Below are 26,483 nucleotides of genomic sequence, written 5' to 3' on the forward strand. Positions count from 1 at the left end.
TTCAACAAAAATCAACCTATGAACAAACACCACCACTATAAAACCACTATCCAATGGACCGGCAACAAAGGCTCAGGAACCAGCGGTTACCGCGATTATGAGAGAAGCCACACCATTTCCGTTGAAAATAAGACTACTATTGAAGGTTCATCCGATCCTGCTTTTAGGGGTGACAAAACAAAATATAATCCAGAGGAAATGCTTTTGTCATCACTATCATCCTGCCATATGCTTTGGTATCTCCATTTCTGCGCTGAAGCAGGGATTATTGTAACAGAATATACGGATCACGTCACAGGAATTATGCAGGAAGCTGAAAATGGCAGTGGGCAATTTATAGAAGTTACTTTACATCCAAACATTACAGTGACAGATCATTCAATGATTGAAAAAGCAGAAGAACTTCATCACAAAGCAAATGAATTTTGTTTTATTGCTAATTCTGTCAACTTTCCTGTAAAACATATCCCCATAGTGTTAGTTAAATAAAATCAAAAAATATTTAACCTTCTGAAAAATACCATAAATACTATAATTTTAAAAAAATAACTCTAAATTTTCCATTGAAAATTCAACTTTGAGAGAATTATTTGCGAAATAATCATTAAATATTAAGTTATTTTAAACATTTACCCAATAAAAATGTTGTTTTTTTGATTATTTTATGTAAAATATAAAGTTTTTTTCATATTTTTATATAATTAAAACTAATCATGATGAGACCAAGATTAACCATCTTTGATGAACCACTGTTATATACAGAAGGGCTGTCAAAACTCTTAGAGCAAAGCGGAATATTCACCAACGTACATATTTGCAATTGTCCACAGGCACTTGCTATAGTCCTCAAAGACGACCCTCCGGAATTCCTTATGATAAGTTCCAATATGCTGATTCTTACGGAACTCTATAAATCCATAGAAGATATCACTTCAAATAATAAAGGGATAAAGATTATTATTATTGGCAATGATTATGATGTGATAGACATTAGAAAATTATTCAACAAAGGAATAAAAAGCTATCTAGATAAAAACAGCCGCTACGATGAATTTATAAAATCCATCCAGGCATTGCTTCATAATGAAATTTATATTTGTGATCACGCCAAAAACAAAATGCTCAATTTCATAAGCCATGAACAGCATCAAAGCAAAATCCATATCAAAGACCCACTCACCAAACGTGAAATGGAAATTTTAAAGCTTATCTGCGAAGGGCTCAGTAGCAAAGATATTTCAGAAAAACTTTTTATAAGCATAAACACGGTAGAAACACACAGAAAAAGAATTTTATTAAAACTCAACGTAAAAAATTCAGTCGGAGTGGTAAAATATGCCATTGAGAACCATATTATCGATTGAGACATTAACCAACTTTAATTAGCTAAAAATTCCAAACTTACGGGTTTGGAATTTTTATTTTTTATTATTTAAAGAGAGTCTTCAGCAGCTTGTACTCAGGAAGGCATCGTTAATACCAACTGTAAATTACTTAGAATAATTTGCCAGTGCTGTCATGAGCAAAGCCGAAGAATCTCAAATAGCCATAATTGTCAATAAAATACTATTGAAAATTCACAATTATATTAAGTCACTCATAATCAGGCATTTCAGCATTGTTGAAGAGAACAGCTCTAGTGAGATCAGTCATAGAGCCGTTCAAATCAATAACCATAACATTCTTCTGAGAAATGTTATCATTTGAAGTATTCATAAAGATTACTTGTGCATTGTTGGGCGAAAATCTTGGATCAAGGTCATTAGTTCCCATTGGTTTTTCGCTTTCCAAAGAAATATCGTATGTCATGTTGGACGTCAAATTATAAATAAAAATATGAGAATCAAGCTGCCTGTAATTTCCTGAACTATCTTGATACCCGGAAACATCACTTGTGTAAACCAGCATTTGCCCGTCAACAGAAAAATTCAACCCACCACTTGCTCCTGAAGTACCTGTAAGGATTGTTTTTAATACATTCCCAACCATATCTATAACATAAATTTTTGAGTTGTACCCGTTGAAATCATTCGTTTTAAGGGCAATTTTACTTCCGTCATAACTCCAGTCGCACTCTGAGATCATGCTTCCATCTGGTGTTGTATAGACAAGGCTTAAACCACTTCCGTCTTTATTAATTCTATATAATTTATTAAAATTAGCATACAAAAGCTCCTGCCCGTTTGTACTCCACGAAAAATCAAGCACATCATTTCTGAAACCTGCCACAGGAACGGTCGTCACCTTAAAAAGATTCGATCCATCTGGATTTGCTGTATAAATATGATTACTTCCACCTTCTGTTTTTAAAAAAGCGATCAAGCCGGAATTATTATTTTTTCTAGGCCTCCAGCAGTTGTAAGACGAGCTGGTGAATTGAAAATTCATCCCTGAAGCACTGCTCGAAACAATTACAAGATTTCCGTTCTGTTTCTGAACATAGTGATAGCGGTTGGTAGGAACTGCATTAGTAGTAAATTTACTGATAGGGCTCAGAACTTCAGGATGAATTCCATCCGAAACGGAAACCTGCCAGAAATAGCTTACTCCATAATTCAGGTTTGAAAGTGTATAATGTGTCGCTGTAAGATCATTTACCTGAATGACATTCGTATTAAGGTTATTTTTTATCGTTAAATTATATTTTAAAACATCGGCTGCATCAGGATCTGTAGCACTCCAGGTAAGCTCCATGCTTAAAGGCTGATCGACTGCATTGTCAATCGGGCTTAATAATTTCGGTACAGTAGGTGGAGAATTTAATGATTCATCATCTTCCATCTCAAAAACTACAGTTACCACCTGATCTCGCGTTTGAAAATTAATCCCCTGATAATTGGAAACATAACCCGTCAGTTCAGCCTTTACCGAGTAATTACCGATGGGCATTCCTGTAATTTCGAAAGTACCATCCGTTCCCGTGAAAACCGTCTGGGTTGACGGGGATGTGAATATCTTCACATTGGCAATAGGCTGGTTGGTTCCTCTTTTTACTACTTTTCCTTTCATAGTTCCTGTCTGTGCCTGATCTACAAGCTCTTCGTCACAGGAAAATAAACAGAATGAAAGGATGAATATGCTGATGATTTTTAATAAAGTTTTCATACTTTTTAAATCTTTGAATAATTAAAAGTTTAAATCAAAAAGATTATTTATTTCCTATGTAAAAATTAAGTCCCAACGCAAAACGCAGCGCCTGATCTTTTCGTTTTCCATTCACAAGGCCTTCCCAATCGTCTTTAAAACCAAGGTCATATTGACAAGAAGCCCTCAAACCAATATTTTTAGCGAAAATATATTCAAATCCACCTCCAAACTGACTCTTATATTTAGGTTTAATTTCTGAATACATTGCTCCTGCTCCACCATAGATATATGGAGTGAATTTATATTTGGGGAAAAGTAGATATTCAAGGTTTATTTCCGTAACGAGAAAATTTCTTTTTACAATATTTTCATTTTCAAGCATAAAAAGGCTTGAATTGAGCTCAACATTAAAATTCGGATTTAAAAAATATTTAAATCCTATTTTTCCTCCGATATTCATCTTCGGATTTACATAATCATCTTTAATTTTCTGAACTTCCATATTCCCAAAAACTGCAAATTTCTGCCTATAATTGTCCGGGAATTTATTTCCAACAGCCCTACCGGCATTTTCTTTTTGTTCTCTGTCATATTCATCAATTACAGCCTGATAATTAGCCGGATTATCTATAGATTTTCCCCAGATTTTATCTTTAATTCCTTCTACAATCAAAGATTTTACAGCTTTTTCAATAGCCTCGGTCACAGCAAGCTGAACCGGCTCATTCTGTGTTAAGCCAACCTCAGCTTCTAATAGTCTTTCTGTATCAATATACCGAAAAAAGCTTCCGTTAAGACTTGTCGAAAGTATAGTTTTTGAAGTATAAACCGTTTTTAAAATTTCACCGTTCAAAGTAGAAACTGCGCGAAGGTAGATAGTAATCCGGTCCTGTCTGTATTGGGTAGAAGCACCAATCCCGAAATATCTTGCCCCCAGACCGCCGGTCATGATATTGCTGTCATAAGAAATTACCCCTCCTTCCAAAAGAATTCCTGCATATAAAAGTGGCGGCAAAGATTGGCTGTTTTTATCGGCATCTTTTAGATATTCCTGTCTTGTGGATCGGATGATTTGTCTTTCATTGAGAAGATTGGCGATATTTTCTCTTTCGATGGGGATAAACCACTTGCTGTCTTCCAAAGCCTTGATCAGGATGGTGGTGGTACCTTGCGGAACGGCTGTGCTCCAGTTGTTTCCATTTTCAGAAGGTTTGTACTGTCCGGTCTGATCCCTGAATTTGTAAACACCTATTACTATTTTCTCTTTGGGAAGAGGCATGTTTTTCAACTCTGTAGTATACATTGTATTTTCGCCCATTGTAGATTTTTCGGGACTAGAAGGTAATCCTAGCCAGGAGCTACAGGCCTGCAATATACATAACAGTATGGTACAGAAAAAGATTCTGGTGTAGATATAAGTTCTCATCGTTATGGTTAATTGATTTATTTTTTTAAATATTATTTCGGAATAATTACCTCAGACTGATCTCCTGTAGAGGTATCCAAAATATTGATAAGCAACCCTTGCACTGTAGTGGTGATTTGCAGGTACATTGTTCCAAAAAGATAATTTCCGGGCTGAATGCTTCCCTCCCCGAACTGATTCTCAAACAGCTTTCTTGACAATTCACTCAGCACCTGCCGGTTAAGGCTTTGGCTGAAGCTGTCCAGGGAATTCAGGTTATCCAATAATCCACTGAAATCATTTTTCTGATCAAATTGATTTTGGGCATTGGCTGAGCTCAAAAGCCACTGATAATTAAAACTATCTCCTCCAAATGCAGGGTTTACTGGCTTATACACGAGCTGCTGGGATTTTCCAGAGAATATTCCCGCAAAAGTCAGAATAAGTATAAAAGCTTTCATGGCTGATTTTTTTAGTATATAAATTCATTTTTTATTAAGTTTTTTTTAGCATTAAAGTCTTTGATATATTTAAAAGTAGCTGAGAGCTGTTCTTTCAGGTAATCTTCACTGGGGTTTGTGAGGAAGCTGTAAACGATCTTATCATCAATTTCTACATTGATCTGTCCGTTGGTTCCCCGAATAGGAAGCTCGGAAATAGTGACTACAGAATTGCTTTTATCCGGAAGTTGGCTATATTGGATATAAAAAAGATCATAAAAATCTTTTCCTACTTTGCTTTTGGTTTCATCAATCGTAAGGCCACTCAGTTCGTAGAAAACTTCTTCTTCTATTTTTGCAACTTTTTTTTTGAAGAGATCATTATTAAGCTCAAGACTGTCTTTGGCAATCAGCTTTTGGGTTTCCTCATCTTTTATGAAAAGAAAAGCTTTCAAAGCATCTTTTTTCTCGAGATTGATATTGGTCTCGGACAGCGTTTTTACTTCGTTAGGATTAATGGAAAATTTTCCGCTCTGCTTATTATTGGAAAGATTTCCTCCAAAGTCTTTTTTAATGGAAATTAAAAGATAATTAAGTTCTTTATAAATGGGGGTACCATTTGTCACGATTGCTTTTAATTTGATTTGATTTTCCACCATACTGCTTTCAATTTTTGCAGTGACTTTTTTATCCTCCTGTCCATACACCAAGATAGACAAGAAGACAAAAAAAGTACACCAAATCAAAGGGTATGAGTTTTTCATCATTTGTATTTTAATAGTTCCTTATGAAAATAGTTTTATTATCACCTTTTACATGAATCTGCATTCCGTCAGAAATACTGTTGCTTCCGGTGATATCAATAATGTTATTATTCCCTTGTTCAGATATTACGGTTTTAGTCTCCTCATGATTAAATGAATTGATATAAAGAAGTGTATTGTAATCTCCGGCTTGTTTTATAGCAATATCAGTGTTCGCATTAATAGAAAGTCCCGTATAATTGTTATTTCCTATTTGCATAATATTAGAATAAGAAACTGTAGGATCAGGATTCCCAACACTAATAACATTCATAATTGTATTACTGTTGATCTTATCCCAATCAATCTGCTGTGGGCTCACAGATATAGAAAACAAAAGTGTAAATACACCCCATTTCTGATTAGACATGTTATTAATTTTTACTAAAGATACTTGATTAGTTTGCTGGAAAAAACACGAATTGCAGGTAGCCTTTAAAAATCATGGTTTTCTGGTATCTTCTGATGAAAAATTCAAAAAAAAAAGGAGAAGCGATACAACACTTCTCCTTGACTTCAGATTACAGAAGTAACTAATTTGATTGATTAACCATTAAAGAATTATTATTTCCAATTTGATTACCCATATGAACATGTGAGTCTCCACTTTGGTTTACTAATGCAATATTTCCATCACCTATCTGATTATCTATAGCTGTATTTCCGTCTCCGACCTGAAATTGTACTAATAGGTTATTAGACCCAGTCTGATTCCCAAATGCCAAATCATCATTTCCCACTTGAACAGCAGAAGCAATATTATCATCACCAATCTGATAATGTGTTGCAGCATTATCATTTCCTTCCTGATATTGTACCAGCAGATTACCTCCACCGATCTGAACTCCAGTAGCATCGTTTCTCCTTCCAACCTGAACCTGGGCTGCTACATTTCCATTCCCTAATTGTAGTGATGAAGCATTATTTCTTCTACCGTCCTGATACTGCCATACTGAGTTATTATTACCCTGCTGAGTAGAGGTTACCTCATTTCTTCTTCCGATTTGCGTTTGTTCTGTAGAATTATATGACCCAACCTGCCATGTTGTTGCTTCATTTCTATTTCCCTGCTGGCTTACCTCATTTGAATTTCCGAGACCTAATTGATCTACGTCGATTGAATTTCTATTTCCGATACTTTCAGCATCATTAGTGTTTAAACTTCCTACCTGGTCGATATCTGCAGTATTTCTGTTTCCGTTCTGCATTAAAATGTTACTATTCATTAGACCTGTCTGATCAACAGTTGCAGTATTCATATTCCCGTTTTGAGTACTCATGTCGCTGTTTGCCTGTGCAAAAGCGAAACTTATGGCCATTAGTGTAAAAACACCTGTAAGTAAGTTTTTCATCTTAGTAAAAATTAATTGGTTATATAGTGAGACAAAGGTAGAAACTAAACCTACCAAACGAACCACGAGAAAAGTGTAAATTCTCAAAATCACGGATTATGGTATTAATTGTCACTGTTTCTGGTTTTCGTGGTATCATTAGAATTGATTACGGGAAAATACGGGTTGGGATTCGAGTTACAGAATTCGGGTTCTGAGTTTTTAGTTTTTAAAGATTTATTTTTAAACCACCCGATCAAAAATTTGATCCTCCTCCAAAGGAGAGGAATAATGCTACCATAATAATACCTAACTTTAAAACCACAACTCAAATCCCTAATCCCGAAAGTTTAAAAGAAATTCATAAATTTGAGATATGAGTTTTGGAAAAGATTTATTAAGAAAAATTAAAAGCATTGAATTGCCGGGAGAAAATGCTCATGGAATTTTTTCACCACCTTTACGCCCTGTTTTCACCTATGAAGAAGTGCTGGCTTATAATCCAAAATTTGCTGCCGTAAACATTGTTTTATATTTAAAAAATAATGAATGGCATTTTCCATTAATTCAGAGAACGATCAATGAGCACGACAGACATAGCGGACAAATATCTTTACCCGGAGGGAAACGCGAAGAGAGGGATGAGGATTTTGCTGAAACCGCAATACGTGAAACATCAGAAGAAATCGGAATCGAAAAAAACTATGTGAAAATTATACGGGACATGTCTCCGATATATATACCTCCAAGCAATTTTTATGTATATCCGTACATTTCATACACGAAAAAGAACCCAGAATTTATTCTGCAACAGAGCGAAGCCGTGGAAATTATTGAATTTCCCATCACTTCATTTTTAAATTTGCCGGACAAGCCGGAAATCATGGTCCTTCCAAGCGCTGGTGGGAATAAAGTTCCTGTAATTAATTTCAACGGATACATTATCTGGGGCGCTACAGCTATGATATTAAGTGAATTCAGCCAGTTGCTGAAAAAAATGTAACTTTGCAATACCGTGTTTAATTGAAAGATGGCGAAGAAAAATATTTTCACCGATGCATTCGGTACTCCTTATTTTTTAAAAAGACTGATTATTTTTATTTTAGGGATTGTTTCTTACAGAAGATTCAATGGCTTTAATAAATTGAAAATAACCGGTACGGAACACCTTGTGGATCTTCCGGATTCTAATGTGCTCTTTGTATCAAACCACCAGACCTATTTTGCAGATGTGGCTGCAATGTATCATGCCTTCTGTGCCGTAAACAACGGATATTTAAATACCATTAAAAACCCGATCTATCTCCTTAACCCGAAGATTGATTTTTACTATGTAGCTGCTGAAGAAACCATGAACAAAGGAATTCTTCCAAAAATTTTTAAAATTGCAGGGGCTGTAACCGTAAAAAGAACATGGAGGGCTGAAGGCAAAAATGTCAACAGGATGGTGGATATGAGTGAGGTGGATAATATTATGAAAGCCTTAGACAACGGCTGGGTAGCTACTTTCCCTCAGGGTACTACATCTGCTTTTGCACAAGGACGAAGAGGTACGGCGAAGCTGGTAAAAAATCAGCGTCCGATCGTGATTCCAATTAAAATCAACGGATTCCGAAGAGCGTTCGACAAAAAAGGCCTCCGCGTAAAGGTAACAGGCGTAAAACCTACCATGGAGTTTAAGCCTCCTCTGAATATTGATTATGATAAAGAGAATGCTCAGGAAATCCTATATAAAATCATGACAGCCATAGAGCAGACAGAAGATTTCAATTTACTACACAATTATGATGAAGAACTTAAAGCTAAAAAATTAGAACAAAAAGATTCAGATAATTAAAGTAAATTACATATGAAAAGAATAATAGGAATCTTATTCGCAATCATAGTATTAGTATCATGTAACAGCCAGAAAGTATATTCGAATTTTGAGATCAGCTACTCTAAAAACGGGGGGCATGTTCCGATTTATGAAAATTTATTAATTAAAGGAAATAATGTACATTATTCTTTCGAAAGCCAAAGAAAAAAGTATAAACAGAGTTTTAAGATCTCAGACGAAGATCTTAAAAATTTGAACAATACGCTTTTCCAAAATAATTTTAGAAAAATACAGGAAGATCATAAGAAGATCTATGACAATGTATCCGTTTCTATTAATATAAAAAAAGGAGTAAATGAGGGCAGCAAAACAGATGCAAGCTCAATTATGGAAAATTATAAATCCAATTGGACAAACATCACAAATGTCTTTCAGGAAATTATTAATAATAATGTAAAAAACAATAGATAAAATTGAAAACCCATTTCATAGCCATAGGCGGAAGCGCCATGCACAATCTAGCCATTGCATTAAAGGATAAAGGATATCAGGTGACAGGTTCGGATGATGCCATTTTTGAGCCGTCAAAATCCAGACTTGAAAAAAAAGAAATTTTACCCGCAGAAATGGGCTGGTTTCCGGAAAAGATCACTTCGGATATTGATGCCGTAATTCTCGGTATGCATGCCCACCAGGACAATCCTGAATTGGCAAGAGCTAAGGAACTTGGCCTGAAAATATATTCGTATCCGGAATTTTTATACGAACAATCGAAAAACAAAACCAGAGTTGTTATTGCAGGTTCTCACGGGAAAACCACAATTACTTCCATGATTCTTCATGTTTTGAATTTTCATCAGAAAGATGTGGATTTCATGGTAGGAGCTCAGCTGGAAGGTTTTGATTGTATGGTTAAATTAACCAAAGACAACGATTTTATGGTTTTGGAAGGAGATGAATATCTTTCCTCACCCATTGATCTCCGTTCAAAATTTTTGCTGTATCAGCCAAATATTGCTTTGATGAGCGGTATCGCCTGGGATCACATCAATGTTTTTAAAACTTTTGATGATTATGTAAAGCAGTTCAGAAAATTTATAGCAAGCATTACGCCAGGCGGGGTTTTAGTGTATAATGAAGAAGATGCTGAGGTGGTAAAAGTTGTTGAAGATGCTGAAAATTATTTCAGAAAAATACCTTACAAAACGCCTGAATATCTGATTATCAATGGAAAAGTTCACTTAAAAACCGAAATGGGCGATATTCCTCTTTCCGTTTTCGGAGCACACAATCTGCTGAATATGGAAGGGGCAAGACACATCTGCCAGCAATTGGGAATTATGGACGAAGATTTCTATGAAGCAATCATGAGCTTTAAAGGAGCTTCAAAGCGTCTTGAAAAAGTAGAAAGAAAAGACAAAGGAACACTTTATAAAGATTTTGCCCATGCTCCAAGCAAGGTAAAAGCAACAGTAAAGGCTTTTCAGGAACAATTTAAAGATGAAAAAAAATACGGCTTTCTGGAACTTCATACCTATTCAAGCCTGAATCCTGTTTTTCTTGAACAATATGACCATGCAATGGACTGGCTTGACGAGGCAGTAGTTTTCTACTCTGAAGATGCTTTGAAAATCAAAAGAATGGAGCCTATATCTCCTGAGCTGATCAAAGAAAAATTTAAAAATAAAAATCTCAGGGTCTTTACCAATGCAGAAGATCTTCACGCTTACTGGAATACGTTGGATAAAACGAATGGCGTTTATCTGATGATGAGCTCCGGAAATTTCGGCGGCCTGGATTTGACCAAATAAATTTCACTATAAAAAAGAGGATGTCTCAAAAGGTAAAATAATGCTGTGAGAGCCTCCTAAACGACAAAAGTTGTCAGACAGGAGCCCGAGAGAGTGGTACTTTTGAGACAGTCTCTTCTTATTTTTTATCATCTTTATCATTAGGAAGCGGACGATTTTGTGGGAGACGAATGGCTAAATCCGGATTCATCATATTGACTATCGAAATATTATCATTAACAGTTTCCTGATTATAAGTCTGATTCACACCCTGTTGCCGCAGCCTGGCCCCAGAATATTCTGCTGATTTTGAGTATTGATAGCCTTTTCAAACATAATTCCTGTAGAATGGGTGGCACTTCCAAAAGCGAAAGCCGGAGTTTCAGGTAGATTGTTTACAGTAGTCTGCGTCTTTTCGTTTGTACTTTTGTCGTTTTTTACATTAGAACAGCATTTTCTGTCAGTTTCCCTTCTTCTGACATGGTATTAATTTTTTAGATATGATTGATTAAGGTTAAAATTTATTTCAAATATGATTAAAAAATTACATCCAAAGAAAATCTCTCGCAAATTTGGCAGATAACGCAGACTTTTAAAGTAATAATCTGCGTTATCCGCCAAATCTGTGAGAGAAAAATTAATATTTATTCTATCAGATATCCGCTACTGAGCTCAACATTTTCTTTTCCCAAGCTATATCTTTCGGGTCAAAAAATAGCCTTTTGCCAGTATCCAGAGAACGGACAGTATTCATTTCATCGTCTGTAAGTTCAAAATCAAAAACATTGAAATTTTCCTCAATTCTTGATGATGTTACAGATTTCGGGATCACGCAGAACCCTTCCTGTAAATGCCATCTAAGGATAATCTGAGCAACAGTTTTGCTGTATTTTCCTGTGATAGATTTTAGTTTCTCATTATCCAAGAGGCCTGCATTTCCGTTTCCAAGCGGGCTCCAGGGTTGGGTAATAATATTATTTTCTTTATTGTACATCTGAAGTTCTTTTTGCTGAAAAATCGGATGTAATTCAATTTGGTTAATTACCGGAAGAACCTTTGCATTTGCCTTTAGCTCCTCCATTTTTTCAATCGTAAAATTACAAACGCCAATTGCTTGAATTTTTCCTTCTTCATATAATTCTTCCATTGCTTTCCAGGCTCCTGTGAAATCCGCGTAAGGCCAGTGAATGAGGTACATATCTAGATAATCCAGCTGTAATCTGTCTAGCGTTCTCTGGAATGCAGATTTTGCTTCTCCGTATGTTGTGTCCTGAACCCAAAGTTTTGACGTGATAAATAATTTGTCTCTATCCACACCACTATTTCTGATTGCATCTCCCACTGCATTTTCATTAAGATAAATTGCAGCAGTATCAATCATTCTATATCCGGTATGAATAGCCTTGATCACAGCATTTTCACATTCTTTCAAATCCTCCATCTGCCATACCCCAAAACCCAATGCGGGGATATCAATACCGTTATTCAATGTAATTACTGGCTGTTCTGTGTATTTTTTTTGTTCCATAATTAAATTTTAATGTAAAGTCTAACAAATTTCCGATAAAATTTTTGAATTTCTTGTTACCATTTTTACCTGCTTTTAAACTTCATCCAGATAATGATTAAATTTCCAATTGATATTCCATGAAACGTTAACCGGATTTTAATAAGCCAAACTCTTTTTATTCATCATTTTTCTAAATAAAACTTTGATATGATCAATTTCTTCAATGTAATTTGTCTCAACAGCCGTATATTAAAGCCCCTTTCCTTTTGGAAGATAAATTAAAAGAAAGAGAGGCAAAATTTGAAAATTATGTCTTTGGCAGAATCACGTTGTAACCGACCGAAGAGTAATCACATGGCAAAACCCTCAATCTGCAAAAAGTCTTGGTGAAGCTATTTTAAATGAATTCAATAAATATTTAATCTTACAAAAATCTGGCTTATATAAACCTCATAAGAATGAAAATCGCTTCTCAATATTAGGAAGCGATTTTTGTAAATAACTTTATTAGATAGTTGAGTTTATTTTTCAATCGGAGCATAGGTACTTATTGCGATTCTGTTCCATGCATTGATGGTGATAATTGCCATGATAATCTGTGAAATGGTGAGCTCGTCAAAAAGCTGTTTTGCCTTGTAATACGTTTCTTCCATAAGGCCTTTCTGGCTGATGAGAGTGATTTCTTCAGTCATTTCCAAAAGCGCCTGCTCTTCTTCAGTGAAAAAGTTTTTCGCTTCTCTCCAGGCGCTCAAAATAAAAATTCTCTGAGGAGTTTCACCGTATTTGAGGGCATCTTTTGTATGCATATCAAGGCAGAACGCGCACCCGTTGATCTGAGAAGCTCTTATTTTGATTAATTCTTTCTGAATAGGACTTAGTGAAACGTTCTGTAAGTAACTTTCCAGTCCAAGCATTGCTTTGTAGGCTGCCTTATCGGTCGTTGCCATATCGAATCTTGTGCTCATAATTTTTATATTTTTTTCGTTAAATTATCTATAGTTAATGAATATTTTTCCTGATTAGCCAACAGGAAAGCCGCCGCACTTCCTACCCATACAGAATAGTCTAAGGGAGCTTTAGCCCCCGACGCAATGGTCATTGATAAAGCAAAAATCAGCAGTAAAAATCCGGCTCCGCAGGCTGCTAACCTGGTTTTGAACCCGATCAGTAAAAGCAAAGGCAAAAGTATTTCTAAAAATGTAGCTGCATATGCTGAGAAAATCTGCAAACCCTTCGAGAGAAAAAATGTCAATTGCCCGGTATATTTTTCAAAATTTTCCCAATTTCCCCATGCGGAATTTTTGCCCCAGAATCCGAGCCGATCAGCAACCGCGGACAGCATGGTCACAGCAATTGCAATCCTTAAAAATAATTGTGAATATAGATTTCTTTTGCCTGTCATAATATTGAATTTTAATAACATGACAAAGCTCCGATTTGGGATTGGTAAAAATCTTAAACTGGTTTAAGAACGTAATTTGGCCCTGATTTCACTCAAATATTCCGGGGTAAAACCGAGAAAAGAGGCGACAAGATATTGTGGAATTCTCTGGATAAATTCGGGGTAATGCGTGCTGAAATGCACATAGAGCTCTTCCCTGCTCATCTCATATAAAAAACGGATTCTTCTCTCTGAAGCCGCATAGGCCCTCTGATAAACTATCCTGAAATATTTTTCCATCAAAGGATGTTCCCTGAATAATTTTTCCTGGCTTTGAAAATCAATCTCCAAAATGATAGAACGCTCTACCGACTGAATATAAAAATCTGATTTTAAATGTCTTTCATAAGCAAAAGTATCGGTAATCCACCAGTTTTCAATGGCGAATTCTGTGGTCTGCTCCACTCCTTTTTCATTAACGAAGAACTTTCGAAGACAACCTTTTACAACAAAATACATGGATTTACAAATTTCACCATCAAGCATTAGATTATGTTTTTTTTTAACTTCCCATACCTGAAAAAAAGAGAGTATTGAAGAAAATTCTTCATCATTTATACTAATAAATTTATCTAAATGTGCTCTGAAAGTTTCCATTTTTGAAATTAATTAATCAAACTTAACTTTATTTTTTTAGTTTTACAATGACAAAAACAGGAAATCATGGAAATCATTTCAAAAATATTAATTGCTATTGTAGCCATTGAACATCTTTACATTCTTTGGATGGAAATGTTTGCGTGGGAAACCAAAGGAAAGGAGGTTTTCAAATCTGCCTTGCCAGCAGAAATGTTTAAGCCGACAAAAGGTTTAGCCGCCAATCAGGGGCTATATAACGGTTTTCTTGCCGTGGGACTGATATGGTCATTTTTAATTGAAGATTCGAAATGGCAGACGAATATTGCATTATTTTTCCTGGGATGTGTTGCCATTGCCGGAATTTACGGTGCTATCTCTGCAACGAAAAAGATATTTTTTGTTCAAGCTTTGCCGGCGATTTTAGCTATTGTTGTTGTGCTTTTAAAATAAATTTGATCTCGCAGATTTAGCGAATTATACAGAAGTTTGTAATAAATTTAAACTTTTTTAAAGTTTTTAGGAGCAATTTCCCGCTTTTCACTATATCTTTTGTTTCGCTTCGCTACACAAAAGGATGCCGTTACAATCGGGGCTATGGTTATTGTCCCCTATTTAAGCAATAGTAAAGATCTTTGAAAATTAAAAGTTTAAACAGATTTAGTAAAAAATCAAAATTAAATTCAAATAATCCGCTAAATCTACAGAATAATTAAAATCCAAAAACCTTTAACAATTTTCCTTTTAATTTTTCACTTTGAAATTGACCTTCGTGATATTCAACCAAATTCTGGTCTTTATCTATAATAATCCACAACGGATAAACAGGCTGATTTTTATTCTTCGACAAAGCCAGCACTAACTCATGAATTCCCGAATTTCCATTAGGCAGATAATTAAATTCTTTTCCCTGAAAACGGATTTTTTCTTTTGTTTTTTCCGCTTCAAAATTGATGAAATAGAAGTTGTTATTGATTAATTTAATCAAATCTTTATCTTTATTAAGTTCAAAAGATTCGATTTTGCAAACCGTGCACCAGCTTGTATATATATGAATAATGGTCGGTCTCGGACTTTCTTTATGGAATTGTTCAAGATCAGAAAAAGTGCTTGTTTTTATCTGTGAAAAATAAAAATAAGGCACTGATATTAGAAATAAAAATATGATTAAACTTTTCATTTCAAAATATATTTCACTCCCAAAAAACCTCTGATTTTCTGCATCGGAGCATATCCGTACGTTGTATCAAAGGTGTAATGATAAGGATTATTGACAGGATCATCTACATATCTGTCAAAAGGGTCAAACGGGCGCATTAATGGATCTTTTGGAGTAAAATTGAATAGATTTTTAATTCCTGCATACACCACATATCCGGATTTGAAACTTTTTGAAACCTGAATATTGGCCAGCGAATAAAACGGGGAATATTCCGGGCGGTAATCATTGGGAAGTACCGGAAGGCGCATCGGTCCATAAAACTGTCCCGTAAAGTCAATCGTCAGATTGTTCTTCAATTTGTAACTCAAATTATAAGTCCCACTCCATTTTGGCGCGTGAAGCTGCTGCGATTTTTCATTTTCTCCATCAAATCTCTGATAAACATCAAGATAAGTCACTCCGATATTAACACCCAAAGGAAAGGTAAAATTATAATCCAGATTCATAGAAATACCTCTTGAAATTCCGTACCCATGTAGATTATCATAAATAATTTTCTCAGGATCGGTATCAAAATTACCCACGATTTTATTGCTGAAATAAGTATAAAATGCAGAAGCGTCAAGATTGATCAAGCGATCTCCTACAGGAATTTTCCACACATAATTTATATTTCCGTTAATCGATTTTTCAGGCTTTAAACTTGATTTAATCACAACTTCCCTTGAGCCGGTAAGCGCCGCATGATCTTCCGTAAATAAATTCACCACCCGAAAACCCGTTCCAAAATTGAATCGTAATGTATGATAAGGATTGGGGGAAAATTTCCATGCAAAACGAGGGGAATGAACAGCATGATGAATTTTATCATAATCAAATCTATACCCAACCAAAAGCATATTTTTTTCGTTAATTTCCCATTGATCCTGAATAAACGCTCCAAAAATAGGTGATTTCATGGGTGAATTTGTCAAGCCATCCGCAGATAAGGTTCCGGGCGTATTGTCATCATAAAACGTCTTTTTAAAAGTGAATCCTACAATCAGATCATGATTTCCCAATTTTTTATCCCAATAGGTCTGTGCAAAAGCTACTTTCTGCGTTGCAGTAAAAGGATTGGCTCCGTAAAAAGAATTCTGATCGTGGAAATTATAAGACAACTGGGTGACAATATTCTCTTTCAAAGGCCACTGATAAACCCCGAAAGCCTCTATCCTGTTCGTATAAATGCTTTCGCCGTACACTTCATTACTTCCACGATATGATTTATTCCATTGCATTTCGCCACCGAATCGGTCTTCATACAAATATCTTAGGGCAAAGCTGGCCTGCCAGTTCTCCTTCCTCTGGAAATTCCATTTATTAAAAACAGAGATTCTGTTCTGAAGAGCGGCATCAGTGAAATTGTCTTTATTTTCGTCAAATCTTTTGGTATAGTTAAAATAATTCAGGCTTAATAAAGAAGCTGCTTTTTTACCTAAATTAAATTTTGTTGACAAATCCAGGTTATTTTCACTCCAGGTAGTCGTCATCAGATCAACACTTAACTTGGGAGCTGCCAACGCATTTTTTGTAATAATATTAATAACCCCGCCCATAGCCTCGGAGCCATAAAGGGATGAAGCCGGGCCTTTTACCACTTCTATCCTGTCGATCAGGCTATTAGGAATTCCACTTAACCCATAAACTGTTGACAATGAGCTTACAATCGGCATTCCGTCAATCAGAATCATGGTGTAAGGACCTTCCAGCCCGTTGATATGGATATCTCCTGTATTACAAACAGAGCAATTCAGCTGGGGCTTTACCCCATTCACCATAGAAATTGCCTCAAAAATATTAGGAGTGGGATTTTTCTGGAAAAATTTCTGACTGTATATCTCTACGGCAACCGGGCTTTTTGATTTACTTATGGGCTTTATTGTTCCTGTAATGACAACATCATCAATCATCTTTGTTTTTATTTCCTGCTTGTTTACAATTTTTACCGAATCAGTTATTTTTGATTGATTAATATCTAAACTGTCTGCTTGCTGTGAAAAACAGTAAGTCGAAAAAAGGAGTACAGAAAACAATATTCGTTGCATGAAATAAAATTGTTAGACAAAACTAACAATTAATTTTAGAATAACAAAACTTTTATTTTTTATTTAATTAAATGATTAAAAAACAAAGTCAGTTTTTCCTGATAAAAAATGTTTTTAGCCAATTCATTAAAAAATATTAAATTTGAGAAACAAGATTAAGAGAAAAATGAGATATCATCAGTCGGGAAATATCCCACAGAAAAGGCATACGATTTTCAAATCTCCTGAAGATAAATTCTACTACGAACAGCTTTTCGGAACAGAAGGTTTTCACGGGATTTCTTCATTGCTGTACCACATTCACCGCCCTACTCAGATTAAATCCATCGGCGAGCCAAAGGATGTGGCACCAAAAATTGCCGTTGATAAAAACGTTACTCCGAGGATGTTCAAAGGAATGAATGTGACTCCCGAGAACGACTTTCTGGACAGCAGAAAGTTTCTAATGGTAAACAATGACCTGAAAATGGGATTGTCAAAGCCAAGAAAATCAATGGATTACTTTTACAAAAATGCAGAGTGTGACGAACTTCTGTATGTCCACAGCGGAAGCGGAATTTTAAAAACTTTTGTAGGAAATCTGGAGTTTTTTGTAGGTGATTATTTAATCATTCCGAGAGGTACGATTTATCAGGTTGAATTAAAATCTGATGACACGATTTTCTTTGTACTGGAAAGCCACTCCCCGATCTACACTCCAAAAAGATATAGAAATGAGTTCGGGCAGCTTCTTGAGCATTCTCCGTTCTGCGAAAGAGACATCATCACCCCAACTTTTGTTGAGCCAAAAGACGAAAAGGGAGAATTTTTAATTAAAGTAAAGAAAGAAAATCAGATCACAGATTTCATTTATGCAACACACCCGTTTGACGTTGTAGGCTGGGACGGATATTTTTATCCTTATAAATTTAATATCAAAAATTTTGAGCCAATTACAGGAAGAATTCATCAGCCGCCACCGGTACACCAAAATTTTGAGGGGCACAATTTTGTGGTTTGCTCGTTTTGTGCAAGAATGTATGACTACCACCCGATGGCAATTCCGGCACCTTATAACCATTCAAATATTGATTCTGACGAGGTTCTTTTCTATACAGAAGGTGATTTCATGAGCCGTAACCATATCGATCTGATGGATTTTACCCTTCACCCTGGGGGAATTGTCCACGGCCCACATCCGGGAGCAATGGAAAGAAGTATCGGAAAAAAATTCACGGAAGAATATGCTGTAATGGTAGACCCTTTCCGACCTTTAAAAATTACTGAAGAAGCTTTAAAGGTGGAAGACCCTTCTTATAAAACTTCATGGCTTGAAGAACAGGATAAAATGATGGAAGACCGCTCTCAGGAATAATTAACATAAATTTTAATAAAATAATTAAAGGATTTAATGATAGACATTCGGTCTTTTTTCGTTAGAATCTTCAAAACATGATAAATGTTTCTTAAAAGCTGAAATAAATAAACATAATATACTCTATCTTTAAGATAAGAAATCAAAAAGTTTGATATGTATAATTATATCAGTGCAGAAGAAGCCATTTATACTATAAAAAGCGGAAATCGTGTTTTTTTTCATGGAAGCGCCTGTACTCCGAATTTTTTAATAGATGAATTAGCGAGACAATCATACCGTTTAGATAATATTGAAATGGTTTCCATTACCCAGCAGGGAAATGTGGAAATTGCAAAACCTGAATATCGGGATAAATTTTTCATTAATTCATTATTTGTTTCCACACCGGTACGTAATGCAGTAAATTCTGAATGGGGAGATTTTGTTCCTGTATTTTTAAGTGAAATTCCTATTCTGTTCCGAAAAAATATTCTTCCGCTGGACGCGGCTCTGGTAACCGTTTCACCACCCGATAAGCATGGTTTCTGTACTTTGGGAACTTCTGTGGATGTGGCAAGATCTGCCGTTGACACTGCTAAAATTATTGTAGCCATTGTCAATCCGAGAATGCCGAGAACCCACGGTGATGGGATGATTCATATCAGTAAAATTCACAAGTTGGTATGGCATGAAGAAGAGCTGCCGACTGTAGATTATGGTTCAAAAGTCGGTCCGGAAGAAATGGAAGTCGGAAAAAACGTGGCCGAATTGATCGACGATAGATCCACCCTTCAGATGGGAATCGGGACTATCCCTGATGCGGTTTTAAAATGTCTGGGAAATCATAAGGACCTTGGCGTTCACACAGAAATGCTCAGTGACGGTGTAGTAGATCTGATTCAGAATGATATTATCAATAATAAATATAAAGGCTATCACAACAATAAGACGATTACCAGCTTCTGTTTCGGTACAAGAAAATTATATGATTACGTAGATGACAACACGGTTTTTGCCTTTAATGACGTAAGCGCCGTTAATTTTCCTATTAATATCATGAAAAATAAAAAAATGGTAGCCATCAATTCAGCCATAGAGATTGATCTTACAGGGCAGGTTTGCGCAGATTCTATCGGAACTATACAGTACAGTGGAATCGGCGGGCAGATGGATTTTATGAGAGGTGCAGCTCTGAGTGAAGACGGAAAGCCTATTATTGCCATTACTTCTAGAACCAAAAAAGGAGCTTCAAGAATCGTCCCGTACCTGAAGCAAGGTGCAGGGGTTGTGACAACCAGGGGTCATATTCATTATGTAGTTACAGAATACGGAACAGCCTATCTGTATGGGAAAAATCTTCGCCAGCGAGCACAGGAGCTGATCAGTATCGCACATCCTGATGACAGGGAAATGCTGGAAAGGGCAGCTTATGAAAGATTTAAGAATTAATGGTAATTAATGTTAAAAAATTCATTATAAGTTTTGTGTTAATTTAAAAAAATGTAATTTTAATATAAGAAAAACAGTACAAAACCGCAGGCTTTTAGCAAAACACAAGACATTTGATAAAAAGCTTATTAAATATTGGAAATTGAAGACTATATATAATGCTATAAGGGAAGAAGTTATAAAACATTTTAAAGTAAAGAATTCTGTTTTAGGAAATGTTGATGAATGGAAGAGAAGCCATTATATTATTCTTTCCGAAATCATTAAAAAAGAATTATCTGAAGCTGAGGAATTAAAAGGCAGAAAAAAATTTGAGATAGGAAATACTATTTCATATGTTACACTACAACGTTTTTTCGAAAATGATTATCAGAACAAAACCCATAGTGATCTAAGATTTTTAAAAACCCTTGATAAAATATGTATTTTCCTTGGATATAGGGATTTGAATACTTACATTCAGTTTATAAAGGAGAAAAGACAGGAAGACGAAGAAAACGACGTTCAAAAGTTCCCTCAAATGATTTATGATTACTGTGCAACAGTTTTCGAATTCTATAAGCAATTCCCCAATTATAAAATGGAACTTCTTAAAAATCTTGTTTTTGATGACTCTCCATTTCTTGAACGAGCTTCACATTTCAGCAAAGAATTGTGTGACCGAGAATTTCAATTGGTGACAAAAAACAACAGGTCAAATTACGAAGTTTTTGATATTAGGATTTTAACAGATGATCCGGATAAAAAAATCTTAGAATCTCAGGAATTCTGGAACCTTCTATTTAAAGTAGGAGAATCTGGTGAAAAGCATTTTGTAAATCAGCTTAATACCCAAATTTATTTCATCCGAAAAATAAACAATGTTTGGAAGATTTGGGACAATTACAATCCCGATGCTGGAAGGTTAAATAACATAAAATAATTCATATAAAAACAGAAAACCATAGAAAATTCTATGGCTCTCTGTTTCGAAATATTTTTTTTTCACTTGTCTTTGTATTTCAAAATTAGAAATCTTAGGTAAAACATAATAAACTTAAGCATACTTAAATAAACTTTTCATTAAATTTCTATTAAGTCAAGCTAATGTTTGTTCGTGAATATTTTTCGTATTAGTAAGAAATTTGTAATTTGCATACTTATAAATTTAAAAGTAAAAATAGAAAATATGTCAACACTTACATTTGCCGAAAAAATTGCTCAAGCAGAGAATTTTTTACCGATCAACGGTACAGATTACATTGAGTTTTATGTAGGAAATGCTAAACAGGCTGCTCATTATTATAAGACCGCTTTCGGTTTTCAGTCTGTGGCTTATGCTGGTCCGGAAACAGGAGTGAGAGATCGAGCATCTTATGTTCTTCAGCAGGGGAAAATAAGATTGGTTCTTACAACAGGGCTTAAGTCTGATTCACTAATCAATGAACACGTAAAAAAGCATGGTGATGGGGTAAAAATTTTGGCACTTTGGGTAGATGACGCATATAAAGCATTTGAAGAAACTACAAAAAGAGGCGGAAAACCTTATCTCGAGCCAATAACTCTGACAGACAAAAACGGTGAAGTAAGAATGTCCGGAATCTATACTTACGGAGAAACCATTCACATGTTTGTAGAACGAAAAAATTACACAGGAACCTTCATACCTGGTTACGAAAAATGGGAAAGCGACTACAATCCTGGAGAAACTGGTTTATTGTACGTAGACCATTGCGTAGGAAATGTAGACTGGAATAGAATGCTTCCAACTGTAGAATGGTACGAAAAAGTAATGGGATTTGTGAATATTCTTTCTTTTGATGACAAACAAATCAACACAGAGTATTCTGCCTTGATGTCTAAAGTAATGTCAAACGGAAACGGATATGCAAAATTCCCTATCAATGAGCCGGCAGAAGGTAAAAAGAAGTCTCAGGTAGAAGAATATCTTGATTTCTACGAAGGGGAAGGTGTACAGCACATTGCAGTAGCTACAAAAGACATTATCCACACTGTAACTGAATTAAAAAAACGTGGTGTGGAATTCCTTTCAGCTCCGCCCGAAGCATATTACGACATGGTTCCTGAAAGAGTGGGCCACATCGGTGAAGACCTTAAAAAACTTCAGGAGCTGGGTATTCTTATCGACCACGATGAAGAAGGATATTTACTTCAGATTTTTACAAAACCTGTAGAAGACCGCCCTACTCTTTTCTTTGAAATCATTGAAAGACACGGTGCTCAAAGCTTCGGTGCCGGTAATTTCAAAGCATTGTTCGAAGCATTGGAAAGAGAACAGGAAAAAAGAGGAAATCTTTAATTTAAATAACAATATCGGGTTTTGTCAGGATGAAGAATCTTGACAAAACTTTTTTTAAAGGAACACATTATTATGAGAAAATTTTTAATTGGAATTTTATTTCTTGGAGCAACTTTTGGATTAAAAGCACAATACGGTTCATTATATGAAATCCTCCGAAGACTTGAAGAAAGAAAAGGAGTCAACCAAAATCTGGAATCTGTAAACATCGACAACAAGAAATTTGTTTTCATAAAAGATGAGGCAGACCACACGGAAAGAGACTTTATTGTAATCAAAGGAAAAACAGCTACTTACGTAGAAGTTTTCGATGATAAGGCAACCGGGGAAAGCAGCTCGAATATTTTTACCGGCGATATTATCAGAAAGAAAAATATTGTTTCTCTGAGAGCAGATATGCTTGAAAACAAGAAAGTTCCGATTCCTGTTGCTAAAACCTTACTGCTGACAAAGCAGGATGATATCTTGTATCTGATCGATGTAAACACCAAAGCCAGATGGATCGACGAAGCATCTTTTTCTAAAGCCAAGGCTAAAAAATAAAGCATTTTAATATTTTAAACACGAAAGTCACCAATATTTTCACAAAATAGTGGAATCTGTGTTTAAACTTACATTCAAATTAAATCTAAACTTATGAAATCATTTGTAGAATATTCCTCAAATTCAGATTTTTCTATACATAATATTCCTTTCGGAGTGGCGGTTTTCAACAAAGAGTATATCGGATGTTGCACAAGGATCGGCGATCAGGTCATTGATCTGGCAACATTGTACGATCTTGGCTATTTTGAAGATATCGAAGGGCTGGACGACAATATTTTTGAAGCCTACACTCTAAATGAGTTCATAGAACTTGGAAAACCGGTGACTAATCCCGTTCGATTGAGAATCCAGGAATTATTAAAAGAAGATTCTACACTATCCAAAGATGAAAAAACCATTGAAGAAGCATTCTATGACCTGGATAAGGTAAAAATGATGATGCCTGTACACATCCCGAATTACACGGATTTCTACAGCAGTATAGAGCACGCTACCAATGTAGGAAAAATGTTCAGAGATCCGGCAAATGCATTGCTTCCCAACTGGAAACATCTTCCGGTAGGCTATCACGGAAGAGCTTCCTCAATCGTAGTTTCAGAAACGGAAATCAACCGTCCGAAAGGCCAGACAAAGCCCGCAGATGCAGAAAAACCAGTTTTCGGACCTTCAAAACAATTGGATTTTGAATTGGAAATGGCCTTTATTATTAATAAGAATACAGAAATGGGCGAAAGTATTTCTACCAATCAGGCTGAAGACGCAATTTTCGGAATGGTGATTTTCAACGACTGGTCTGCGAGAGACATCCAGGCTTGGGAATATGTTCCGCTGGGCCCGTTTTTGGCTAAAAATTTCGGATCTTCCATTTCTCCCTGGGTGGTTACCCTGGAAGCTTTAGAACCATTCAGAGTTGCTTCTCCTAAACAGGATCCTGAAGTTTTAGATTATTTAAAATTTGAAGGTGATAAAAATTACGATATCAATCTTGAAGTGTATATCCAGCCTGAAAACGGTGAGCAGAACCTGGTCTGTGAAAGCAATTACAAATACATGTACTGGAATATGACTCAGCAGCTGGCCCATCACACAGTAAACGGCTGTAATGTAGAAGTTGGCGACATGTACGCAAGTGGCACCATCTCAGGAAGTGACCCAAAATCATTCGGATCTATGCTTGAATTAACATGGAGAGGCCAAAATCCACTCCAGCTAAGCAACGGAGAAGAAAGAAGATTCATCAACGATAATGATACCGTTACCGTGAAAGCCTGGGCTGAAAAAGACGGTATAAGAGTTGGATTTGGTGAAGTTTCCGGTAAAATTATTCCTGCAATTTAAATTTATAATTTTAAACAAATATTTGAGATGCTTCGACAGGCTAAGCATGACATCGCTACAATAAACTGCTAAACATTAAGTTTATAATGGCTAGTATTAGAAATGTCATGCTGAGTCTGTCGAAGCATTTCTTTTCATATCATTAAATACTTAAATCTATTAAGTGTCAAAAAAACATGAAAACAGTAACCCCATCCGAAATAACTCCAGTACAGCTGCAGCTGATTATGCAGACAGCCGTTTCACCCCGCCCGATTGCGTTGGCTTCGACCATTGATAAAGAGGGAAATATTAATTTGTCACCGTTCAGTTTTTTCAATATGTTCAGCACGGTTCCTCCGATTCTGATTTTTTCTCCATCAAGGAGAGTTCGTGATAATACGACCAAACATAGCCTGGAAAATGTCATGGAAGTCCCTGAAGTGGTGATAGGTACGGTAAATTTCCCAATTGTACAGCAGATTTCATTGGCTTCTACGGAATATGAGCTGGGTGTCAACGAGTTTATTAAATCCGGCCTTACCATGAAAGACGCTGATCTGGTAAAGCCTAAATTAATTAAAGAATGTCCTGTGAATTTTGAGTGTAAAGTTTTAGAAATAAAACATTTGGGAGATCAGGGTGGTGCAGGAAATCTGGTAATCTGTGAGGTTCAGAAAATCCATATCAAAGAAGAATATCTGGATGAAAACGGAAATCTGGATCAGGCAAAATTGGATATGGTAGCCCGCCTAGGAGGAAACTGGTATTCAAGAAATAATGAAAATAATCTTTTTGAAGTCCCAAAACCAGTGGTCACCAAAGGAATTGGCTTTGATCTTCTTCCTAAAGAAATAAAATACAGCAAAATCTTTACTGGAAATGATCTTGGGATGCTTGCCAATGTAGAAGTATTGCCAGCCGGAACCTATCATTCCGAAGAAACCGTTCATCATGATGCCCAAAAATTACTTTTGGAAAATAAGATTGAAGAAGCCTGGAAAGTTTTGGTTAAATAATTTGGCTGGAGGAGCAAAGCTGAAGGCTCGAGTTTATTATTGAGCGTCTATTTGCTCAGTTCTAAAACTTCCAGCCTCCAGCTTCGCTCCTCCAGCTCTCACTCATTCACAAGCTTATCATTAATAAACTCAATAGATTTTTCAACCACTTCATTCAGATCTTCAGGTAAAATATTTTCTTCCCAGGGTTCCTTGGCTCCGAAAGTGTGATTTGCATTCTCGATTAAATACAATTCTGAATTTGGGTTTAAAATATGAAGATGTTCCGCATTTTTTACACATACACTTTCATCGTTTGTTCCGTGGATGATTAAAAGATGGGCTTTCGCCATTTCCGCTGCCCTTTCAACGTCAAAACGATGTTCATCTTTTTCAAAATCTTCATAAAACTGGTAATAATGAGGCATTTCTTGTTTTGTTCTACCATTTATAACATAGAAAACTCCGCTTTCCTTCCATTTTTCAAAAGCACTGTTCTTTGGAAAACGGTCTAAAGTATCAACGCTCGCTAAAGTAATCAAACCATTTATTCTTTCATCTTCATAAGTTTTAATAATGGAAATCCCTCCTCCTCTGCTGTGACCTATCAGCACAATTTTTTCGTTATTCACTTTTTCATTCATCACAAAAAAATCGATCACAGCCTCTAAGTCTGAAAGTTCTTTAGTGTAATTATTATTACCAAAAGCTTCCAGATCAGTAAATTGATGAGGATTATCCACCGTAGTCCCGTTATGGGAGAAATTAAATTTTACAAAGAAAAATCCGGCTTTTGCATATTTTTCTGCCATTAAATTCCATGCACCCCAATCTTTGTAGCCCTTGTATCCGTGAACGAAAATGATTAAAGGTAGTTTCCCTTCAATTTCAGGATAAAATGCATCGGCAAGAAATTCGTTGGTTTCTGGATTTTGAATGATTATATTTTGTCTTTTTGTGATTTGCATATTCTTATTTATTATTTTTTATAATTCTCAAAGATTTTTCAAAATGAAGCAGGTTCTTTATAAAGCACAAACATCTGTAAGAAAATTTTTTATAGTTAATCCTCAATCAAAATTGATTT

28 protein-coding genes are annotated in these 26,483 nt (G+C 35.6%); 14 read left to right on the forward strand and 14 right to left on the reverse strand.

All coding sequences use genetic code 11. The annotated features are described in order from the left end of the window. Positions 1-18: 18 nt before the first annotated feature. Complete coding sequence (locus BW926_RS06105; protein WP_076445191.1) at positions 19-489, forward strand: OsmC family protein; 471 nt, start codon at positions 19-21, stop codon at positions 487-489. 227 nt (positions 490-716) lie between these two features. Further along, entirely contained in the window at positions 717-1,364 is a 648-nt protein-coding gene (locus BW926_RS06110; RefSeq protein WP_076445327.1) for a response regulator transcription factor, read from the forward strand. A gap of 229 nt (positions 1,365-1,593) precedes the next feature. Here BW926_RS06110 and BW926_RS06115 read toward each other — a convergent pair whose 3' ends face one another. The 6 genes from BW926_RS06115 to BW926_RS06140 all read right to left on the reverse strand — a co-directional run bounded on the left by BW926_RS06115 (position 1,594) and on the right by BW926_RS06140 (position 7,087). Continuing rightward, positions 1,594-3,105, reverse strand: a complete 1,512-nt coding sequence (locus tag BW926_RS06115) for a carboxypeptidase-like regulatory domain-containing protein (protein ID WP_076445193.1) — start codon at positions 3,103-3,105, stop codon at positions 1,594-1,596. A 43-nt stretch (positions 3,106-3,148) separates the two neighbouring features. After that, positions 3,149-4,405 (reverse strand): CsgG/HfaB family protein, encoded by a 1,257-nt coding sequence (locus BW926_RS06120; RefSeq protein WP_228403409.1) that lies wholly within the window; start codon positions 4,403-4,405, stop codon positions 3,149-3,151. A 140-nt stretch (positions 4,406-4,545) separates the two neighbouring features. Beyond that, on the reverse strand, positions 4,546-4,953 hold the full coding sequence (locus BW926_RS06125; protein ID WP_076445197.1) for a curli assembly protein CsgF: 408 nt from the start codon (positions 4,951-4,953) through the stop codon (positions 4,546-4,548). Positions 4,954-4,964: 11 nt separating this feature from the next. Next, positions 4,965-5,696 (reverse strand): CsgE family curli-type amyloid fiber assembly protein, encoded by a 732-nt coding sequence (locus BW926_RS06130; RefSeq protein WP_076445329.1) that lies wholly within the window; start codon positions 5,694-5,696, stop codon positions 4,965-4,967. Between the two features lie 10 nt (positions 5,697-5,706). Beyond that, positions 5,707-6,105 (reverse strand): hypothetical protein, encoded by a 399-nt coding sequence (locus tag BW926_RS06135; RefSeq protein ID WP_076445199.1) that lies wholly within the window; start codon positions 6,103-6,105, stop codon positions 5,707-5,709. A gap of 163 nt (positions 6,106-6,268) precedes the next feature. Beyond that, positions 6,269-7,087, reverse strand: coding sequence for a hypothetical protein (locus tag BW926_RS06140; protein ID WP_076445201.1), 819 nt, complete (start codon positions 7,085-7,087; stop codon positions 6,269-6,271). A 355-nt stretch (positions 7,088-7,442) separates the two neighbouring features. Between BW926_RS06140 and BW926_RS06145 the strand changes: the two genes are divergently transcribed. Genes BW926_RS06145 through BW926_RS06160 form a run of 4 tightly spaced genes read left to right on the forward strand, consistent with a single transcriptional unit; the run spans position 7,443 to position 10,696 of the window. Continuing rightward, a complete protein-coding gene (locus BW926_RS06145; RefSeq protein ID WP_076445203.1) occupies positions 7,443-8,069 on the forward strand; it encodes an NUDIX hydrolase in 627 nt (208 codons plus the stop codon). 27 nt (positions 8,070-8,096) lie between these two features. After that, the gene (locus BW926_RS06150) at positions 8,097-8,903 is read left to right on the forward strand and encodes a lysophospholipid acyltransferase family protein (RefSeq protein ID WP_076445205.1); all 807 of its coding nucleotides are present in this window, start codon (positions 8,097-8,099) and stop codon (positions 8,901-8,903) included. A gap of 12 nt (positions 8,904-8,915) precedes the next feature. Continuing rightward, complete coding sequence (locus BW926_RS06155; RefSeq protein ID WP_076445207.1) at positions 8,916-9,356, forward strand: hypothetical protein; 441 nt, start codon at positions 8,916-8,918, stop codon at positions 9,354-9,356. Between the two features lie 2 nt (positions 9,357-9,358). Next, a complete protein-coding gene (locus BW926_RS06160; RefSeq protein ID WP_076445209.1) occupies positions 9,359-10,696 on the forward strand; it encodes a UDP-N-acetylmuramate--L-alanine ligase in 1,338 nt (445 codons plus the stop codon). 118 nt (positions 10,697-10,814) lie between these two features. Here the strand turns inward: BW926_RS06160 and BW926_RS14625 are convergent, their stop codons facing one another. The 5 genes from BW926_RS14625 to BW926_RS06185 form a co-directional block, all read right to left on the reverse strand. Next, positions 10,815-10,943, reverse strand: coding sequence for a hypothetical protein (locus BW926_RS14625; RefSeq protein ID WP_262484486.1), 129 nt, complete (start codon positions 10,941-10,943; stop codon positions 10,815-10,817). A gap of 384 nt (positions 10,944-11,327) precedes the next feature. Continuing rightward, positions 11,328-12,203, reverse strand: a complete 876-nt coding sequence (locus BW926_RS06165) for an aldo/keto reductase (RefSeq protein ID WP_076445211.1) — start codon at positions 12,201-12,203, stop codon at positions 11,328-11,330. A gap of 503 nt (positions 12,204-12,706) precedes the next feature. Beyond that, positions 12,707-13,150 carry a carboxymuconolactone decarboxylase family protein gene (locus tag BW926_RS06175; RefSeq protein ID WP_076445213.1) on the reverse strand — a complete coding sequence of 148 codons (444 nt, stop codon included), beginning with the start codon at positions 13,148-13,150 and terminating at the stop codon, positions 12,707-12,709. A gap of 5 nt (positions 13,151-13,155) precedes the next feature. Continuing rightward, on the reverse strand, positions 13,156-13,587 hold the full coding sequence (locus BW926_RS06180) for a DoxX family membrane protein (RefSeq protein WP_076445330.1): 432 nt from the start codon (positions 13,585-13,587) through the stop codon (positions 13,156-13,158). 63 nt (positions 13,588-13,650) lie between these two features. Then, a complete protein-coding gene (locus tag BW926_RS06185; RefSeq protein ID WP_076445215.1) occupies positions 13,651-14,223 on the reverse strand; it encodes a Crp/Fnr family transcriptional regulator in 573 nt (190 codons plus the stop codon). 66 nt (positions 14,224-14,289) lie between these two features. Between BW926_RS06185 and BW926_RS06190 the strand changes: the two genes are divergently transcribed. Next, entirely contained in the window at positions 14,290-14,655 is a 366-nt protein-coding gene (locus tag BW926_RS06190; protein ID WP_076445217.1) for a DUF1304 domain-containing protein, read from the forward strand. 259 nt (positions 14,656-14,914) lie between these two features. Here BW926_RS06190 and BW926_RS06195 read toward each other — a convergent pair whose 3' ends face one another. Continuing rightward, positions 14,915-15,382 carry a thioredoxin domain-containing protein gene (locus BW926_RS06195; RefSeq protein ID WP_076445219.1) on the reverse strand — a complete coding sequence of 156 codons (468 nt, stop codon included), beginning with the start codon at positions 15,380-15,382 and terminating at the stop codon, positions 14,915-14,917. Further along, on the reverse strand, positions 15,379-17,451 hold the full coding sequence (locus BW926_RS06200) for a TonB-dependent receptor plug domain-containing protein (RefSeq protein WP_076445221.1): 2,073 nt from the start codon (positions 17,449-17,451) through the stop codon (positions 15,379-15,381). The genes BW926_RS06195 and BW926_RS06200 overlap by 4 nt, the downstream gene beginning before the upstream one ends. 166 nt (positions 17,452-17,617) lie before the next feature. Between BW926_RS06200 and BW926_RS06205 the strand changes: the two genes are divergently transcribed. From BW926_RS06205 to BW926_RS06235, 7 genes are all read left to right on the forward strand, one after another. After that, positions 17,618-18,805, forward strand: coding sequence for a homogentisate 1,2-dioxygenase (locus tag BW926_RS06205; protein ID WP_076445223.1), 1,188 nt, complete (start codon positions 17,618-17,620; stop codon positions 18,803-18,805). 156 nt (positions 18,806-18,961) lie between these two features. Continuing rightward, positions 18,962-20,236: an acetyl-CoA hydrolase/transferase family protein gene (locus tag BW926_RS06210; protein ID WP_076445225.1), complete on the forward strand. Its 1,275-nt coding sequence runs from the start codon at positions 18,962-18,964 to the stop codon at positions 20,234-20,236. A gap of 142 nt (positions 20,237-20,378) precedes the next feature. Next, positions 20,379-21,158, forward strand: a complete 780-nt coding sequence (locus BW926_RS06215) for a hypothetical protein (protein ID WP_076445227.1) — start codon at positions 20,379-20,381, stop codon at positions 21,156-21,158. A gap of 246 nt (positions 21,159-21,404) precedes the next feature. Further along, positions 21,405-22,535 carry a 4-hydroxyphenylpyruvate dioxygenase gene (gene hppD / locus BW926_RS06220; protein ID WP_076445229.1) on the forward strand — a complete coding sequence of 377 codons (1,131 nt, stop codon included), beginning with the start codon at positions 21,405-21,407 and terminating at the stop codon, positions 22,533-22,535. Between the two features lie 72 nt (positions 22,536-22,607). After that, positions 22,608-23,078: a hypothetical protein gene (locus tag BW926_RS06225; RefSeq protein WP_076445231.1), complete on the forward strand. Its 471-nt coding sequence runs from the start codon at positions 22,608-22,610 to the stop codon at positions 23,076-23,078. Between the two features lie 93 nt (positions 23,079-23,171). After that, positions 23,172-24,419, forward strand: coding sequence for a fumarylacetoacetase (fahA, locus tag BW926_RS06230; RefSeq protein WP_076445232.1), 1,248 nt, complete (start codon positions 23,172-23,174; stop codon positions 24,417-24,419). A gap of 176 nt (positions 24,420-24,595) precedes the next feature. Continuing rightward, entirely contained in the window at positions 24,596-25,417 is an 822-nt protein-coding gene (locus tag BW926_RS06235) for a flavin reductase family protein (protein WP_076445234.1), read from the forward strand. Between the two features lie 98 nt (positions 25,418-25,515). Here BW926_RS06235 and BW926_RS06240 read toward each other — a convergent pair whose 3' ends face one another. Further along, positions 25,516-26,364 (reverse strand): alpha/beta hydrolase family protein, encoded by an 849-nt coding sequence (locus tag BW926_RS06240; RefSeq protein ID WP_076445236.1) that lies wholly within the window; start codon positions 26,362-26,364, stop codon positions 25,516-25,518. Positions 26,365-26,483: the final 119 nt, after the last annotated feature.

The organism is Chryseobacterium sp. RU37D (assembly GCF_900156075.1).
In the GTDB taxonomy this organism is placed as follows: Bacteria; Bacteroidota; Bacteroidia; order Flavobacteriales; family Weeksellaceae; genus Chryseobacterium.